Annotated in this window: 18 protein-coding genes; 2 read left to right on the top strand and 16 right to left on the bottom strand. The window is 71.2% G+C overall.

Features of this window, described 5'->3' with window-relative positions; genetic code table 11:
• Positions 1-85: 85 nt before the first annotated feature.
• Genes IEY61_RS25000 through IEY61_RS24970 form a run of 7 tightly spaced genes read right to left on the bottom strand, consistent with a single transcriptional unit; the run spans position 86 to position 4,299 of the window.
• Positions 86-1,906: a complex I subunit 5 family protein gene (locus IEY61_RS25000; RefSeq protein ID WP_229706425.1), complete on the bottom strand. Its 1,821-nt coding sequence runs from the start codon at positions 1,904-1,906 to the stop codon at positions 86-88.
• 13 nt (positions 1,907-1,919) lie between these two features.
• The gene (locus IEY61_RS24995) at positions 1,920-2,267 is read right to left on the bottom strand and encodes a sodium:proton antiporter (protein WP_189048511.1); all 348 of its coding nucleotides are present in this window, start codon (positions 2,265-2,267) and stop codon (positions 1,920-1,922) included.
• 11 nt (positions 2,268-2,278) lie between these two features.
• Positions 2,279-3,031 (bottom strand): MnhB domain-containing protein, encoded by a 753-nt coding sequence (locus tag IEY61_RS24990; protein WP_189048508.1) that lies wholly within the window; start codon positions 3,029-3,031, stop codon positions 2,279-2,281.
• Positions 3,028-3,270 (bottom strand): Na(+)/H(+) antiporter subunit B, encoded by a 243-nt coding sequence (locus IEY61_RS24985; protein WP_189048506.1) that lies wholly within the window; start codon positions 3,268-3,270, stop codon positions 3,028-3,030. Before IEY61_RS24985 ends, IEY61_RS24990 begins: the two co-directional genes overlap by 4 nt.
• Complete coding sequence (locus IEY61_RS24980; RefSeq protein ID WP_189048503.1) at positions 3,267-3,575, bottom strand: monovalent cation/H(+) antiporter subunit G; 309 nt, start codon at positions 3,573-3,575, stop codon at positions 3,267-3,269. The genes IEY61_RS24985 and IEY61_RS24980 overlap by 4 nt, the downstream gene beginning before the upstream one ends.
• Positions 3,572-3,826, bottom strand: a complete 255-nt coding sequence (locus tag IEY61_RS24975; protein WP_229706424.1) for a monovalent cation/H+ antiporter complex subunit F — start codon at positions 3,824-3,826, stop codon at positions 3,572-3,574. The genes IEY61_RS24980 and IEY61_RS24975 overlap by 4 nt, the downstream gene beginning before the upstream one ends.
• Positions 3,823-4,299 (bottom strand): hypothetical protein, encoded by a 477-nt coding sequence (locus IEY61_RS24970; RefSeq protein WP_189048501.1) that lies wholly within the window; start codon positions 4,297-4,299, stop codon positions 3,823-3,825. Before IEY61_RS24970 ends, IEY61_RS24975 begins: the two co-directional genes overlap by 4 nt.
• A 234-nt stretch (positions 4,300-4,533) precedes the next feature.
• Between IEY61_RS24970 and IEY61_RS24965 the strand changes: the two genes are divergently transcribed.
• Positions 4,534-4,758, top strand: coding sequence for a hypothetical protein (locus tag IEY61_RS24965; RefSeq protein ID WP_189048499.1), 225 nt, complete (start codon positions 4,534-4,536; stop codon positions 4,756-4,758).
• An 83-nt stretch (positions 4,759-4,841) separates the two neighbouring features.
• Here the strand turns inward: IEY61_RS24965 and IEY61_RS24960 are convergent, their stop codons facing one another.
• The 5 genes from IEY61_RS24960 to IEY61_RS24940 form a co-directional block, all read right to left on the bottom strand.
• Positions 4,842-7,028, bottom strand: coding sequence for a transglycosylase domain-containing protein (locus tag IEY61_RS24960; protein WP_229706428.1), 2,187 nt, complete (start codon positions 7,026-7,028; stop codon positions 4,842-4,844).
• Positions 7,029-7,316: 288 nt separating this feature from the next.
• A complete protein-coding gene (locus tag IEY61_RS24955; RefSeq protein ID WP_189048497.1) occupies positions 7,317-8,132 on the bottom strand; it encodes a hypothetical protein in 816 nt (271 codons plus the stop codon).
• Positions 8,133-8,254: 122 nt separating this feature from the next.
• Positions 8,255-9,367 carry an SPFH domain-containing protein gene (locus tag IEY61_RS24950; RefSeq protein ID WP_189048495.1) on the bottom strand — a complete coding sequence of 371 codons (1,113 nt, stop codon included), beginning with the start codon at positions 9,365-9,367 and terminating at the stop codon, positions 8,255-8,257.
• 4 nt (positions 9,368-9,371) lie between these two features.
• Positions 9,372-9,842 carry an NfeD family protein gene (locus IEY61_RS24945; protein WP_189048493.1) on the bottom strand — a complete coding sequence of 157 codons (471 nt, stop codon included), beginning with the start codon at positions 9,840-9,842 and terminating at the stop codon, positions 9,372-9,374.
• 191 nt (positions 9,843-10,033) lie between these two features.
• Positions 10,034-10,846: a DUF3097 domain-containing protein gene (locus IEY61_RS24940; RefSeq protein WP_189048491.1), complete on the bottom strand. Its 813-nt coding sequence runs from the start codon at positions 10,844-10,846 to the stop codon at positions 10,034-10,036.
• A gap of 183 nt (positions 10,847-11,029) precedes the next feature.
• On the opposite strand from IEY61_RS24940, the gene IEY61_RS24935 reads away from it, so the two are divergent.
• Positions 11,030-11,824 carry an Rv1486c family protein gene (locus tag IEY61_RS24935; protein ID WP_189048489.1) on the top strand — a complete coding sequence of 265 codons (795 nt, stop codon included), beginning with the start codon at positions 11,030-11,032 and terminating at the stop codon, positions 11,822-11,824.
• 209 nt (positions 11,825-12,033) lie between these two features.
• Here IEY61_RS24935 and IEY61_RS24930 read toward each other — a convergent pair whose 3' ends face one another.
• The 4 genes from IEY61_RS24930 to IEY61_RS24915 form a co-directional block, all read right to left on the bottom strand.
• Positions 12,034-12,813, bottom strand: a complete 780-nt coding sequence (locus IEY61_RS24930) for an HAD-IIA family hydrolase (protein ID WP_189048487.1) — start codon at positions 12,811-12,813, stop codon at positions 12,034-12,036.
• Between the two features lie 39 nt (positions 12,814-12,852).
• The gene (locus IEY61_RS24925) at positions 12,853-13,884 is read right to left on the bottom strand and encodes a ferrochelatase (protein WP_189048485.1); all 1,032 of its coding nucleotides are present in this window, start codon (positions 13,882-13,884) and stop codon (positions 12,853-12,855) included.
• Positions 13,885-14,072: 188 nt separating this feature from the next.
• The gene (fabI, locus tag IEY61_RS24920; RefSeq protein WP_189048483.1) at positions 14,073-14,840 is read right to left on the bottom strand and encodes an enoyl-ACP reductase FabI; all 768 of its coding nucleotides are present in this window, start codon (positions 14,838-14,840) and stop codon (positions 14,073-14,075) included.
• Positions 14,841-14,866: 26 nt separating this feature from the next.
• Positions 14,867-15,571 carry a beta-ketoacyl-ACP reductase gene (locus tag IEY61_RS24915; protein WP_189048481.1) on the bottom strand — a complete coding sequence of 235 codons (705 nt, stop codon included), beginning with the start codon at positions 15,569-15,571 and terminating at the stop codon, positions 14,867-14,869.
• Positions 15,572-15,716 lie beyond the last annotated feature (145 nt).

Genomic DNA, 15,716 nt, shown 5'->3' with positions numbered 1-15,716 from the left:
CCGGACCACAGAAGACCGGTCAAACAAGTTTCGTCCGCTCCGGTCGGCCCACGCCCACGGGGGCAGATAGTGATCGCGCCGTGGGTCAGGGAAGAAGCGGCAGCCCGATCAGCGCGGCGAGCACGGCGGCACCGAAGAGCAACCACGCCACGTAGTCGCCGATGTGACCGGAGTGCAGCCGTCGCACCAATTCCACACCCGCGATCATCCGCGACCGGAAATGGCCTCGTTCAGGCGGACGGACGTGCAGGGAGATGCCAGCGATGATCATCGCAAGGACGGTTGACGCCGCGCCGAGGAGTATCCCCGACCAGCTCCACCAGGCGGCTGACGCCGGAGCCGGGGCCGCGGGCACTGCGAACAGGGCCTGGTTGAAGTATCCGGCCTGGTCGCTGAAGAACACAGCGCCGCGACCGACCGCTTGGGCGAGCGCCGGCACCACGCCCACCACGATGCTTCCGGCGAGAAGCGCTCCGATTGCCACCAGCATGGTCAATGGCGTTCGGCGTAGCGGATGTTCGGTTTCCGGCTCCTTCGGCTCCGCGCCGATCTGGTGTGCCGGTTCGATCGGTCCGGGCCGGTGTCCTCGACCGAGGAAGACACGGAGCCCGGCGCGGAGCACCGCCGCGCCGGTGACGGCCGAGACGAGGACGAACACCACGCTGAGCCACGGATAACCGGCGGCCGAGGCGGCCTCCTCCGTGATCGCCTTGCCCAGCCCGGGGCCGGACGGCGGCAGGCCGGCCAGGGCCAGCGCGGCAAGCAGGAACATCCAGCAGGCGGGATGACGCCCACCGACCCGCCCGAACAGTTTCCCTTCGTCCAGGCTCTGGAAGCGATCCAGGAGCAGGCCCACGAGGAGGAACAGCGCCCCTTTGACGCCCGCGTGGCCCACCACGTACAGGGCGACGCCCGCCAGCCCGTCCGGGCTCAGCAGGGCGAACCCGATCAGGAACAGTCCGACGTGCGCGATCGTCGAGTAGGCCAGCAGGCGTTTGAGGTGACGTTGGGCGAAGCACATCAGGCTGCCGACCGCGGCGGTCAGCAGGCCCATGGTGAGAAAGGCGCGCTGCACCACCGGGGCCGGGATGCTGGTGGCGAAGACGGTCAGGTACACCCGGGCCAGCGCGTAGACGCCCATCTCGACCATGACGCCGGACATCAGTACGCACACCGGTGTGGGCGCGACCGCGTGCGCGTCGGCCAGCCAGAAGTGCATGGGCGCCATGGCCGCCTTGACCAGGAAGCCGATGGTGACGAGCACGAACGCGCCGACGATCAGCCCGTCGGCCGGGTGGCCGGCGAGCTTCGCGCCGAGCTGGGCGAAGCCGAGCTGCCCGGTACGCGCGTACAGCAGCCCGATCCCCATCAGCGACAGGTACGCCCCGAGGGAGTTGATCAGAGCGAAGTTGAGGCTGCCCTGCACGGAGTCCGGCTCCTCGATGTGCAGTCCGGTCAGCGCGAAGGCCGAGACGCCCATCAGTTCGAAGAACACGAACATGTTGAACAGGTCGCCGGTGAGGACGAATCCGATCATCCCGGCCAGGAACAGCAGCATCAGGGCGTGGTAGTGGCCGTGGGCGGCTTCCAGGTACCGCCAGCTGTACAGCAACGCGCAGCAGGTCAGGCCGGCGGCGAGGCAGGCGAAACCGGCGCTCAACTGGTCGACCACCAGCACGATGCCCACGGACCGGCCGTCCCGGGGCTCCCACCCACCCGACCAGGTGACCACCCGCCCGTCCTTCGTGGCGGCCACCAGCGCCGCCGAGAGGCCGAGCGCGGCGACCGCCGCCACCATGGCGAGCAGATCCGCCAACCGGCGTGACGCCCACCTCTGGACGACCAGGACCGCGCAGGCCATCACGATGGGCAGCGCGACCGCGAGTGGCGCGAGATCGCTGGCCAACCCCCGGTACACCTCAGCCCTTCAGTTGCTGCAACTTGTCCGGATCGACCGTGTGGTGGGTCTTCTCGATCTGGATGGTGAGCGCAAGCAACAGCGCCGTGACCGTCGCCGACACCACGATGTCGGTGAGCGCCATGGCCTGCACGACCGGATCCACCACATCACTGGTCGGCGTCGAGCCCGGGCTGAACACGGGGGCGGCCCCTTCCCACTGGTATCCGACGGCCAGCAGGAGCACGTACGTGCCCGACTGCGCGACCGACAGGGACACCGTCGCCTGGATGAGGTTCCGACTGCGAAGGATGCCCATCGCGCCGACCAGGACCAACCACCCGGCCACGGCGTACGCGAAGATCCGCACTGCCGCCGACCTCAGCTCGTGGACCTGCGTGTCGGCGGCCGGGTCGTTCCGATGGCCTGCCCGAAGAACTGCGCCAGCAGCACCACCCCGCCGCCGGCCACCGCAGCGCCGGTCACCACGTTGAGAATCGGCACGGTCCCGGCGGACAGCAGGCTCTGGAACGAGCCGAGTGGCGCGACGTTGGCCAGGAAGCCGCTCCCCTGCGCGAGACCGACGAGCCCGATCACAGCGAAGGACGCGGCGCTGAGACCTTCCGTCCACACGTACCAGGTGAGCGGGCGGAGACGCTCCAGGCTCTCGTACCGCCCGGCCAAATACAGCAGATGCACGGCGGTTGCCAGCACGACACCGCCCTGGAAGCCGCCGCCGGGTGTCAGGTGGCCGTGTGCCACGACGTCCAACCCGATCAACACGGTCACCGGGAGGAGCAGGTAGGACACCAGGGTGGTGCTGTCCGACACGTGGCCACCCCGCGTCGTGGGGCGACGGACCTCGCCTCTGGTCGGGCGCAGGAGCGCCGCGGTACCGATGACCGAACTCAGCAGGATCACCTCTTCACCGAGGGTGTCCAGGGCCCGCTGGTCGAAGTTGACCGACGACACCACGTTCGCGGTGCGGTGCTGCAGCGCGGCCGGTACCGCCAGATCCCGGTAGAGGTGTTCGGATGTGCCGAAGGGTGGCATGCCGGCGACCGCGAACGCGAACATCACCGCCAGGCCCGCGGCGCCGAGGCCGAACACGAGCAGCCGCGCCCGGCGGCTCATCGATGCCTCCGGTTGATTTTGTGTACGGTGAGCATGACCATGAGCGGCACCAACGCGGTGCCGACGACGAGTTGCGACAGCGCCACGTCTGGCGCCTGCAGCACGAAGAACAGCAACGTGAGCAGGATGCCGAAGACCGACAGGGTGACCGCCTGACGGGCCGGCTCGGGGGTGAAGACGACGGCGGCCGCGCCGATGGCCACCAGCGTCAGGGCCACCACGATCAGGACGGCGCTCATTCCGGGGACTCCGCAGGGACCAGCTTCTGCCGTTGGGCGGCGACGCGGGCGGTCGCCGCGGCCAGCACCGGCCCCGTCACGACCAGAACGACCGTGGTGAACAGGATCAACGCGGTGGACAGGTGCAGTCCGCTGTCGACGGCCAGGCCGACGCCGACGAGCGGCGCGCCGAGGGAGGTCACCGGGGTCAGGAAGTGGATCCGGCGGAGCACGCTGTGCGGCAGCAGGACCCCCAGCGCCGATGCCACGCAGACCAGCACCCCCGCCGTGACGAGGATGGCGGCGAGCGGTCCGGCGCTCGTCATGGCTGGGGTTCCAGGAGCCGGGTGAAGACCAGGATGCCGGCGAACGACAACACGGCCAACACCAGGGGCGCGATCAGGTAGGACGACTGATCGAAGCCGCGCGCCAGCAGGAGAAGGATCAGCACGGTGAGGGTGCTGGACAGTTCGAGGCCGATGAGTCGCTGCAGCGCGTCGCCGCGTGCGCCCAGGTACAACGCCGGGCCCAAACCCGCGACCATCAGCGCCAGGCCGGCCGCCAGCCAGAGATTCACCTGACGACCGTCTTTCCCATCGACGTCCGACCCGGCCCGAGCAGATGCAGCACGACCGGTGCCCCGTCCGGGGGCCAGTCGAGCACGACACTGCTGGGCGTGGCGGAGAGCACGAAGGTGCCCCACGCCCGGCGGAACGCCGCCCGGGCCGGAGCCTCGTCCGCTGGTGGGCGGAGCCGGGACAACCGACCGGGTACGTCCCTGCCGGGCAGCATCCGCGGCGTGACCTGCACCAGCAGGCGAACCGTGTCGACGGGTACCGCCACGGCCAACCGCCCCGACCAGGCCAGCCACCGCACGTCCGGCCGCCAGCAGTGCCCGAGCGCCCGCCGGCTGCCCACCGCGACGACCGCGCCGACGAGTGCGCAGGCGGCGCCGACCAGCAGCTCGGCGAGGGTCAGCTGGGAGACGGTCGCGGCCCATGCGGCGGTCAACGCGACCCACCAGATGACGAACTCCACCGACAGTGACAACGGGCTTCCTCTCCGCGAACCAACCGGGCCCCGGCGGATCCGCGGACCAACCGGGCCGCGGCGGACTTCCCGTTACTTTCCCCGCCAAACACCCAGCCCGCGTCGTCATCACCGGTCGGGGCCGGTGGGGCCTGCGGACCCCACCCACCGTGTGTAGTTCGCAGTTCGTGGGGTAACCCCGGCAAACCCCATGGTGGTTGTCATCTCTCAAACGCCAGATGAGGAGTCAGGCCGATGTTGAAGAAGTTGCACGATTCGGGACTGCGGGCGGAACACTGCTACATGGCCGGCATGGCGAGTGTCGCGCTGGCGTTCACGAGCTGGCTGCTTTCCAAGCGATTCGAGCGCGCCGGCATCGAACGCGCGGACCGGTGGGGAATTTTCATCGGCGAATGGGCGCCGACCTTCTTCGCCATCGGCAATGGGCTCCAGATGTACGAGAAGTCACCACGCGGTTGATCATGAGGTTAGCGGCGAACTTGATCTCAAAAACTGCCGCTAACCTCATGATCAACGCGGAGGGGTGGGGTGTGGGTGGGGGGTTAGCTGCGGTTTTGGAGCCAGCGGCGGAGGTCGGACAGGCGGTCGTCGGGTGAGCGGCGCTCGGTGGCGGGGGTGCGTTCGACCGGGCGGCGGGGGTCGCCGACCAGGGCTCGGCTGGGTGCGGTGAACGACTCCGCCGGCTGGCCGTCGACCGCGGTGACGATGGTCCTCGCGACCGCCTCGATCACCCGGGCCCCCACCGCGCCGACCGGGTCGGTCGGGTCATCCGGGTTGGCGGCGATACCGGCCACCGCGACCTGCGGGGTGAACCCGACGAAGCTCGAGGTGACGCCCTGGTCGGCGCTGCCGGTCTTGCCGGCCACCGGCCGGCCGTCGAGGATCCGGTCCACGGCGGTGGCGGTGCCCCCGTTGCACTGCCCGAACGCGGACTGCTGGCCCACCGGGCAGCGCGCCGCGTCGGTGGCGGCCCGGGCCACGTCGGGGTCGAGCACCTGCCGGCAGGACGGGTCGCCGACCGGCAGCCGCTGGCCGTCCGACGCGGTCACCGACAGCACCGGCACCGGCGAGCAGTACGTCCCCTCCGCCGCCACGGTCGCGTACGCGTTGGCCAGGTCGAGCGGGGTGGTGGCGGCCACACCGAGGCCGAACGCCCCCCAGTTGGCCGCGTCGTTCTCGGCGAACCGAGCGTCGGCCTCGGCCCGGAAGGTGATGCCGAGCCGCTGCGCCATCTCGACCACCTTGTCCTGGCCGACCTGCTCGGCCAGCCAGACGAAGTACGTGTTCACCGAGCGGCCGAAGCCGTCCCACATCATCCGGTAGCCGTCCATCCACTGCGGGTTGGCGTTGGCCGGGCACCACCGGCCGTCGCAGCTGCTGTCGTCGTCGCCGGCCGCGTACCGGGTGGGCAGTCGGCTGGGCGCGTCGAAGCCGGTCGCGAGGGGCCGCCCGGACTCCAGCGCGGCGAGCAGGGTGAACAGCTTGAACGTCGAGCCCGCCTGGTATCCGGCGGCGCTGCCGCCGCCGGAGATCAACGGGTTGACCGTGTTCGGGTAGTTGACCTGCCCGTCGGGGTTGGCGTCGAGGCTGTAGTGCCGGTTGACCGCCATCGCGAGGATCCGGCCGGTGCCGGGCTCGACCGCGGCGATCGGCAGGGCGCGTGGGTTGTCGTACCCGTACACGTCGGTGGCCTGCCGCTGCGCGGTGGCCTGGACCTGCGGGTCAAGCGTGGTGACCACGGTGTAGCCGCCCCGACGCAGCGCCTGCTCGCGTTCGGCGACGGTGTCGCCGAACTCCGGCTGGGCCAGCCACCACCGGTGCAGGTAGTCGCAGAAGAACCCCGCCCCGTCCTGGACGTTGGCGGCGACGCACCCGTTGGCCTGCGCGCTCGGGTTCAGCACCAGTTCCTCGGCCTTGGCCCGGGCCGCCTGCTCGGCGGTGATCGCCCCGGTGGCGGCCATCGAGTCCAGCACGTACGCCCGCCGGACCAACGCCGCGTCGGCGTCACCGTCGATCGGGCTGTACGCCTCCGGGGCCTGCACCAGACCGGCGAGCAGCGCCGCCTCGGTGAGGGTCAGTTCCGCCGGCGGCTTGGAGAAGTAGCGCTGGCTCGCGGCCGCGATGCCGTACGCCCCGGAGCCGAAGTACGCGATGTTGAGGTAGCGGTTGAGGATCTCGTCCTTGCTGAGCCGCTGCTCCAGGGCGTTGGCGTACCGGATCTCCTGGAGCTTGCGCCCGATGGTCGTCTCGGTCGCCGCGGCCCGTTGCTCGGCGGTGCGGCTCGGGTCGGTCTTGAGCACGTTGCGCACGTACTGCATGGTCAGCGTCGAGCCACCCTGCTCGGCGTCGCCGGAGGTGACGTTGGTGACCACGGCCCGCAGCATGCCGCGCAGGTCGACCCCGCCGTGGTCGTAGAAGCGTCGGTCCTCGGCGGCCACGATCGCCTGCCGCATCACCGGCGCGATCTCGGCCAGCGTCACGTCGCTGCGGTTGACGTCGTAGAACGTGGTGATCAACGTCTTGCCGTCGTTGGCGTAGAGGTACGACCGCTGCGGGGTGGCCGGGGTGCGCAGCGCGTCCGGCAGCGCGGCGTACTCGCCGAGTGCCGCCTTGGCGGCGAAGCCGAGCAGCAGGTTGCCCGGCAGTGCGGCGACCGCCAGCACGAGGCCGGCGAGAACGCCGGCCAGCAGGACGGTGAACAGCCGCGACAGCGGCGTACGGGTGGCCATGGTCACCAGGATTGCCGCGAAAGCCACGATCCGGCCACCCTCGCCGGCCGGTTGTCAGCCAACTCACCGCGCGCTGCCAGCTGCCTTTACGCTGCTCAGAGCCCAGGCGGCAGCGCCAGCTCGGACAAACCGCCCACCGGGGGCGGTCGAGGCGCTGCGAGCGGCCAGCTCCGAACCGGCCGCCGCCGACCTGGTGCCCTTCGACGAGGTCGCCGACGCGCCCAACGGCCCGCGCCGCCCGGGCGCCGGCGCGCCGGGGCTGTCGGTGAGGACTCGCCGATGGCGCGATCAGGCTGCCCCCAACGGGCCCGTGCCGCCCGGTCCCGCCGGACCCGGGCCCGCCGGACCCGCGGTGGCGACGCTGGCGCTGGCCGCATCGTTGAGGATCTCGCGGGGCAACAGGCGACCGGAGCGATAGCTGATGCCGATGCCGGCGATCAGCACGAAGATGGCCCCGAAGGTCTGCAACGAGCCGATCAACGCCCCACCGATGCCCAGCAACGGGCTGGCGATCATCAGCATCGTTCCGTCGCCGATGCTGAACATCCCCGAGCGGGCCACCGCCCAGCCGGTGCACAGCCAGCCCGCGCTGTAGCAGGTCGCACCGACCAGCACCAGCGTCCGGGCGGTGGTGCCGAAGACCGGCGTCTGCTCGGCCAACCCCGCGAAGGGCAGCATCAGCACCGTACCGGCGATGCTGACCAACAGCCCGGCGACGGCCGAGTGGCGGCTGCGGGTGGCGGCGAGCAGGCCCGTCAAGCCGAGCAGGGCCAGCAGGCCGAGCCAGATCGCGAGCACCCAACCGAGCAGGTAGAGCGGCCGACCGTCGGCCGGGTACGGGTCGTTGCCGACCCCGCCGTCGCTGGCCATCGCCACCACGCCGTAGAGGATCGCGTACGCCGGCAGCAGCCAGACCGCGGCTCGGGCCAGCCGACGCAGCGACCAGGCCCAACTCGCATTGGTGGCCGCTCCCGGCGGAGCCGGCTCGTCGACGAAGGGCAGTACGCCGAATCCCCCGCCGGTCCGCCGGGTGCCGAGCGGCCCCTTCGGGTCGTGTGCTCCGGGCACCTCCGGCGCGGACCACAGACGCTTGAGCGGTTCCATCCGTCACCTCGCTCACCCACGAGCGGTGCCGGGACACGCCGAGGCGCCCCGATGCCTGGTCACCACCCGCACTAGGACCGATGGTGGCAGGCGCCGAGGCGCCTCATGAGTTTTTCTCGGGATCAGCCGCGCTCGCGCTGGTCCGAGGTGTCGTTGAGCAGGCTCGCCGGGGAGACCGGCTCCGGGGCGGGCAGCCCCTGCGGCTTGTTGCCGCTGCCGGCGGCCTGCGCCTCCGCCACGCGTACCTCGTCGTGTATCTCCTGGGCCGCCGCCGCGGCGGCCTGCGCCGCTTCCGCGGCCTCCCGCTCCACGGCGCTGGCGTCGTCGGAGACCTGTGGGCTCGGCGCGTCGCCGACCATCTGGCTGAGCCCGCCGAGCGCCCCGCCCATGCCTTCCAGGGCCTTGGTCAGCTCGGCCGGCACGATCCACACCTTGTTCGCCGTGCCGTTGGCGATCTGCGGCAGCGCCTGGAGGTACTGGTAGGCGAGCACCTTCTGGCTCGGGTTGGCCTGGTGGATGGCGTCGAACACGGTCCGGATCGCCTTCGCCTGGCCTTCGGCCTGAAGGATCCGGGCCTGCCGGTCACCGTCGGCCCGCAGCACCGCTGCCTGCTTCTCACCCTCGGCCGAGAGGATCTGCGACTGCTTGTGCCCCTCGGCGTTCAGGATCGCGGCACGGCGGTCCCGCTCGGCGCGCATCTGCTTCTCCATCGAGTCGCGGATGCTCGGCGGCGGCTCGATCGCCTTGATTTCGACCCGGGTCACCTTGATGCCCCACCGGCCGGTGGTCTCGTCCAGCACACCGGAGAGGTGCCGGTTGATCTCCTCGCGGCTGGTCAGCGCACGCTCCAGGTCCAGCGAGCCGATCACGTTGCGCAGGGTGGTGACGGTGAGCTGCTCGATGGCCTGGAGGAAGTTGGAGATCTCGTAGGTGGCCCGGACCGAGTCCACCACCTTGAAATAGAGGACGGTGTCGATCGACACGACCAGGTTGTCCGAGGTGATCACCGGCTGCGGCGGGAAGCTGACCACCTGCTCGCGCATGTCGACCTTGGTACGCACCGCGTCGACGAAGGGCACCAGGACGTTCAGCCCCGGGTTCAGGGTGCGCTTGTAACGACCCAGCCGCTCGACCACATCCTGGCGCTGCTGCGGCACGATCCGCACCGACTTGGCCAGGGTGATCACCGCGATCAGGGCAATACCTATCAATAGGACGGGGAACACGACTTCCATCCGTTCACCTTTCCGCTTCGGGTAGCTCACCGGGCGTCGCAACGTCCCGCCAGACCAGGGCTACCGCTCCCTTGACCTGGATAACCTGCACCCGTTCGCCGGGTGCCAAAATTTGGGTGGCATCGTAGGCGCGGGCGCTCCACGTCTCGCCATCGATCTTGACTATGCCCTGGTCGGCGTCGACCTGCTCCAGCACCAGGGCGGTGGAGCCCTCGATCGCCTCGATGCCGAAGACCGCGTCGCGGCTCTCCGAGGAGGTCTGCTGGTGCCGCTGGATGACCGGCCGCGCGGCGAGCACGGTCAGCGCCGACACGGCGGCGAAGACCACCGCCTGCACCGGCACCGAGGCACCGAGCGCGGCGGCGCCGGCGGCGGCGAACGCACCGACCGAAAACATGATCAGAAACAGGGTCGCCGTGAAGATCTCAGCGACCGCCAGCAACACGCCCAGCACGATCCACAGCACGGCCTCCATGTAACGATCGTGACACGGCCATGCACGTGTCGACGAACTGTCATGATCGAGCTTGGCGGACGACCGTCGTCACGGGTGGTTTTCGTACCCTATGTCCGGGCCTGGCCACCCCGACGCCCGGGCCTGGCAGGCCCCGCACCCGGGCCTGGCCACCCCGACGCCCGGGCCTGGCAGGCCCCGACCGCAACCGCTCAGGACGGCTCGGCGACGAAGTCGATCAACCGCTCCATGGCGTTGATCAGCGGTGTCTCCACGTCGGCGAAGGTGTTCACCCGGGACAGGATCCGCCGCCACATGTCGGCCGGCTCGGCCACCCCGAGCGCCGCGCAGACGCCCTCCTTCCACGGCCGTCCCGGCGGCACCACCGGCCACGCCGCGATGCCCAGCGCCGCCGGCTTCACCGCCTGCCACACGTCGACGTACGGGTGCCCGGTCACGAGCACGTACGGCGAGTTCACCCGGGCCACGATCCGGCTCTCCTTGGAGCCGGGCACCAGATGGTCGACCAGCACACCGAGTCGCCGCTGCGGCCCGGGGCCGAACTCGCGCACCCGGGCGTCGAGCGCGTCGACCCCCTCCAGCGGCTCCACCACCACGCCCTCGATCCGCAGGTCGTCGCCCCAGATCCGCTCGACCAGCGCGGCGTCGTGCACGCCCTCCACCCAGATCCGGCTGGCCCGGGCAACCCGCGCGCGCACCCCGTCCACCGCGACGGAGCCCGAGGCGGTGCGACGGCGGGCGGCCGGCACCGGGGCACGGGTGGGCCGGCGCAGGGTGACCGGAGCGCCGTCCAACAGGAACGCGGCCGGGCGCAGCGGGAAGTTTCGTCGCCGGCCGTGCCGGTCCTCCAGCACGACCGCGCCGGAGTCGAACCCGACCACCGCGCCGCAGAAGCCCGAGTCGGCGTCCTCGACCACCAGATCCGGTTCGGCGTCGACCTCCGGGGTCACCTTCCGTCGACGCCAGTCCCCCGCCAACACGTCGTCGCCATACCGCCGCCCCATGACACTCACGGTAATCCCGCGCTCGCCCGCTCACATCTCGACCCGCCGTCGGCGGAGTCACCGCACCTCACAAAAGCCGTGAACATCGACGAACCACTCAATGGCACAGCAGGGTCGGCGGCGCGGGCAGGCGGTGGCGCGGCAGCCGAGACACAGGTGGGCGTCAGCACGTACTCTTTCGGCATGTCCACCCCCGCTGCGGGTGCGGCCATCCTCGCGCCGCGCCGGTCAAGCCGGTTCGTTGCCTGGGTGCGCGCGTGGCGCGCCGGCCTGGTGCCCTTCGACGAGGTCGCCGACGCGGTCGCGGGCGACGAGGAGCATCTGGTCGCCGACGCGCCCGGCACCTGGACGGACGTGCCGCTGCGGGAGGCGCTGCCCACCCTGGCCAAACTCTCGCCCGACGAGATCCGGCTGGTGCTCCCCGCGCCGGGCGACCCCCGCGGCCTGCCCGGTCCGGGTGACTTCGCCGGTGCCGCGCTGCTCGCCGGCGAGGCGGTGATCGCCGGTGCGCTGGGGCTGATCCCCGAGGTACGCGTGCACACCTCGGGCTCCGGGGACACGTTCGAGACGTTGCTCTGGCGGGTCTACCCGCTGCCGGCGAACGCCCCGGCCGCGTCGCTCACCCTGCCCGGCGCCGCCGAGGCGGAGGCGGTGCTGGCCGCCGCGCTGGCTGACACCACCGCCGCGCTCACCCGGCTCGACGTGGCCCAGTGGCGACCCGAGCTGGCTGGCGCCCTGGAGGCGCTACGCCGCCCGGACGGCACCACCGACCTGCCCCCCGGCTTCGACCCGCGGGCCCGCCGACTGTTCGCCCGTGCCGCCGTGCTCGACCGGGTGCTCGCCCTGGCCGGGCACGCCGCACCCGGCGGCGCGATCAACAACTACGAGGCCCAGCAGCGCGACGCCGCGCTGCGCCCACTCACCGCCGCCTGCCGCCAGGCCCTCGTCGCCGCCTGCAACGCCCCCCTCCGCCCCTGACCCACCCCCGCCCCCTCGCGCCTCGCGCCTCGCGCCTCGCGCCCCGCGCGCCCTCGCCCCGCGCGCCCTCGCCCCGCGCGCCCTCGCCTCGCCTCGCCTCGCCTCGCCTCGGCGATCTTGCACTTTGTGTCGCCCATTTGCCCATTGTGACCAAATATGCGGCGACAGGAACTGCAAGATCGGCGAGGCAGGCGCGGAACGGAACGGGATCAGATCTCGTCGATCAGGTCGGCGACCGAGTTGACGATGCGCGACGGACGGTACGGGTAGCGCTCGGCCTCCGCCCGGGTGCTGATGCCGGTGAGCACCAGGATGGTCTCCAGCCCGGCCTCCAGACCGCAGAGGATGTCGGTGTCCATCCGGTCGCCGATCATCGCCGTACTCTCCGAGTGCGCGTCGATGGTGTTCAACGCCGAGCGCATCATCATCGGGTTGGGTTTGCCGACGAAGTACGGCTCGACCCCGGTCGCCTTCGAGATCATCGCGGCGACGGAGCCGGCGGCCGGTAGCGCCCCTTCCACCGATGGGCCGGTGGCGTCGGGGTTGGTGCAGATGAACCGGGCCCCGTCGTTGATCAACCGGATCGCCTTGGTGATCGCCTCGAAGCTGTAGGTCCGGGTCTCCCCCAGCACCACGTAGTCGGGCGCGAAGTCGCTGAGCACGTAGCCCACCGCGTGCAGGGCCGTGGTCAGCCCGGCCTCCCCGATCACGTACGCCGTGCCGCCCGGCCGCTGATCGGCCAGGAACTGGGCGGTGGCCAGGGCGGACGACCAGATCGCCTGCTCCGGCACGTCCAGGCCCATCCTGGCCAGGCGGGCCTGAAGGTCGCGCGGCGTGTAGATCGAGTTGTTGGTCAGCACCAGGAACGGCTTTCCGGAAGCACGCAGGCGCTTGACGAACTCCGGGGCACCCGGCACCGGCTGGCCCTCGTGCACCAGCACGCCGTCCATGTCGGTGAGCCAACTCTCGACGGGCTTACGGTCATGCATGATCGTCATTCCCTGGGGGTGTCGGGTTCGTCGGACCGGTCAGGACGGGCGGCGGGGCGGGACGCAGCAGACCGAGGGGCAGGCATCCCACATCGGCAGCTCGCCGAGGCGACGGCGCAGGTTCGTCCCGTCCGGGTCGATCCGCTCCCGCACCAACTCCCGCACCATGGACACGAAACGCGGGTCGACGCCCGGCGTGGCGGCCCGGACGAAGTCCAGGCCGAGCTGCTTGGCCGTCTCCAGCGCCTCGGTGTCGAGGTCCCAGATCACCTCCAGGTGATCGGAGACGAAGCCGATGGGGCTGACCACCACCCCGGTGACCCCCTGGCCGGCCAGCGTGGCCAGGTGGTCGTTGATGTCCGGCTCCAGCCACGGTACGTGCGGCGGCCCGGAGCGGCTCTGCCAGACCAGGTCGTACGGCAGATCCGGGGCGGCCGCCGCGTGCACCAGCCGGGCCGTCTCGGCGAGCTGCGCGGTGTACCGGCCGCCGTGCGGACCGGCGCTGTCGGCCGCGGAGATCGGTACGGAGTGCGCGACGAAGACGATCCGGGTGCTGTCCCGCTGCGTCGGGTCGAGCCGGGCCAGTGCCGCGCGTACCGCGTCGACGTTCGGCTCGACGAAGCCGGGATGGTCCCAGAACTGGCGCAGCTTCTCGATCACCGGCGCGTCCGGACCGACCGCCGCCCGGGCGGCGACGATGTCCTCCTGGTACTGCCGGCAGGAGGAGTACCCGCCGTAGGCGCTGGTGACGAAGGCCAACGCCCGCCGTACGCCGTCGTCGCGCATCTGCGCCACGGTGTCGGCGAGCATCGGCTTCCAGTTCCGGTTGCCCCAGTACACCGGCAGGTCGAGGCCGTGCTCGGCGAAGTCCGCCCGGATCGCCGCGAGCAGTTCCCGGCACTGCTGGTTGATCGGCGAGACGCCCCCGAAGTGCTGGTAGTGCTCGGCGACCTCGGCCAGCCGCTCCGGCGGGACGCCCCGCCCTCGGGTCACGTTCTGCAGGAAGGGCAGCACGTCGTCCGGCCCCTCCGGGCCGCCGAAGGAAACCAGCACCACCGCGTCGTACGCCATGGCCCCATTCTTGCCGGTGGCCCGCAGCGCCTCGGCAAGGCCCCCGGGTCCCGGGCTTTCCGGGCGCCCCTGGCCGTCGCGTCCGCGTCCGGGGCGTCCGTCGGCATCCTGGGCGTCCGGGGTGTCCCGGGTGTTAAGAAGGGGCCCCTGCTATACCGCAGGCGTTAACAGGGGGCCCTTCCTTGCACCTAGGCGCCGAGGGCGTGGTAGCCGCCGTCGACGTGGACGATCTCGCCGGTGGTGGCCGGGAACCAGTCCGACAGCAGCGCCAGGCAGGCGCGGGCGGCCGGCTCCTGGTCGGTCAGGTTCCAGCCCAGTGGGGCGCGCTCGGACCAGGCGTCCTCGAACTGCTCGAAGCCGGGGATCGACCTGGCGGCCATCGTGCGCAGCGGCCCGGCGGAGACCAGGTTGCTGCGGATGCCCTGTTTGCCCAGGTGCAGGGCGAGGTAGCGGGAGGCCGACTCCAGCCCCGCCTTGGCCACACCCATCCAGTCGTAGACCGGCCACGCCTTGGTGGCGTCGAAGGTCAGCCCGACCACCGCGCCGCCCGGCGACATCAGCGGCAGCGCCGCGACCGCGAGGGACTTGTAGGAGTACGTCGAGACGTGCAGCGCGGTCGCCACGTCCTCCCAGGAGGCGTCGAGGAAGCCGCCGCCGAGGCAGCTCTGCGGGGCGAAGCCGATCGAGTGCACCACCCCGTCGAGGCCGTCGACGTGCTCGCGAACCTTGTCGGCCAGCCCGGCCAGGTGCTCGGGGTTGGTCACGTCCAGCTCGATGACCGGGGCCGCCTCGGGCAGCCGCTTGGCGATCCGCTCCACCAACGAGAGCCGTCCGTACCCGGTGAGCACGACCTGAGCGCCGTTCTCCTGGGCGAGTTTGGCCACCGAGAAGGCGATGGAGGCGTCGGTGATGACGCCGGTGACGAGCAGCCGCTTACCGGCCAGCAGTCCGGACATTACGCTCATTCCTCCCGTGCTCAGGGTCAGTGGCCCATGCCGAGGCCGCCGTCGACCGGAATGACCGCGCCGGAGACGTAGCCGGCGCTGTCGGCGGCCAGCCAGGTGACCACTGCGGCGACCTCGTCCGGGCTGGCCATCCGGCCCGCCGGGATCGACTTGAGGATCTCCGCCTTGCGCTCGTCGGGCAGCACCGCGGTCATGTCGGTCTCGATGAAGCCCGGCGCGACGACGTTGGCGGTGATGTTGCGGCTGCCCAGCTCCCGGGTGATCGAGCGGGCCACCCCGACCAGGCCGGCCTTGCTGGCCGCGTAGTTCACCTGGCCGGCGCCGCCGGAGAGGCCGATCACCGAGGAAATGAAGATCATCCGCCCCCACCTGGCCCGCAGCATCTTCGCCGAGGCCCGCTTGGCGCAGCGGTACGCGCCGGTCAGGTTGGTGTCCAGCACCCGGGTGAACTGTTCCTCGGACATCCGCAGCAGCAGGGTGTCGTCGGTGATGCCGGCGTTGGCGACCAGCACCTCGACCGGGCCGAGTTCGGCCTCCACCGCCGTGAAGGCCGCGTCCACCGACTCGGCGTCGGTGATGTCGCACCGCACGCCGAACAGCCCCTCGGGTGCCCCGCTGCCCCGGTGGGTGACGGCCACCCGGTCGCCCTGCTTGGCGAAGGCCTGCGCGATGGCCAGACCGATGCCGCGGTTGCCGCCGGTAACCAGCACAGTTCGAGACACGGTGCGTCCTCTCCAAAGATCGCTGCGGGTTGGAGACTAGGCGTTACCGCGCGGTAATCCCTAACCCGCCCCGCGTCGTACCGAGGTATGACACGGCGGATCACCCTGCGGGTGCACGACCCGGCCGCCCGGTCTGACTACTGTG

The sequence above is a fragment of the Micromonospora sonchi genome, assembly GCF_014646235.1.
Taxonomy (GTDB): Bacteria; Actinomycetota; Actinomycetes; order Mycobacteriales; family Micromonosporaceae; genus Micromonospora; species Micromonospora sonchi.
The sequence above is the reverse complement of the archived record's forward strand: the minus strand, read 5'-3'. Positions and strand labels throughout refer to the sequence as shown.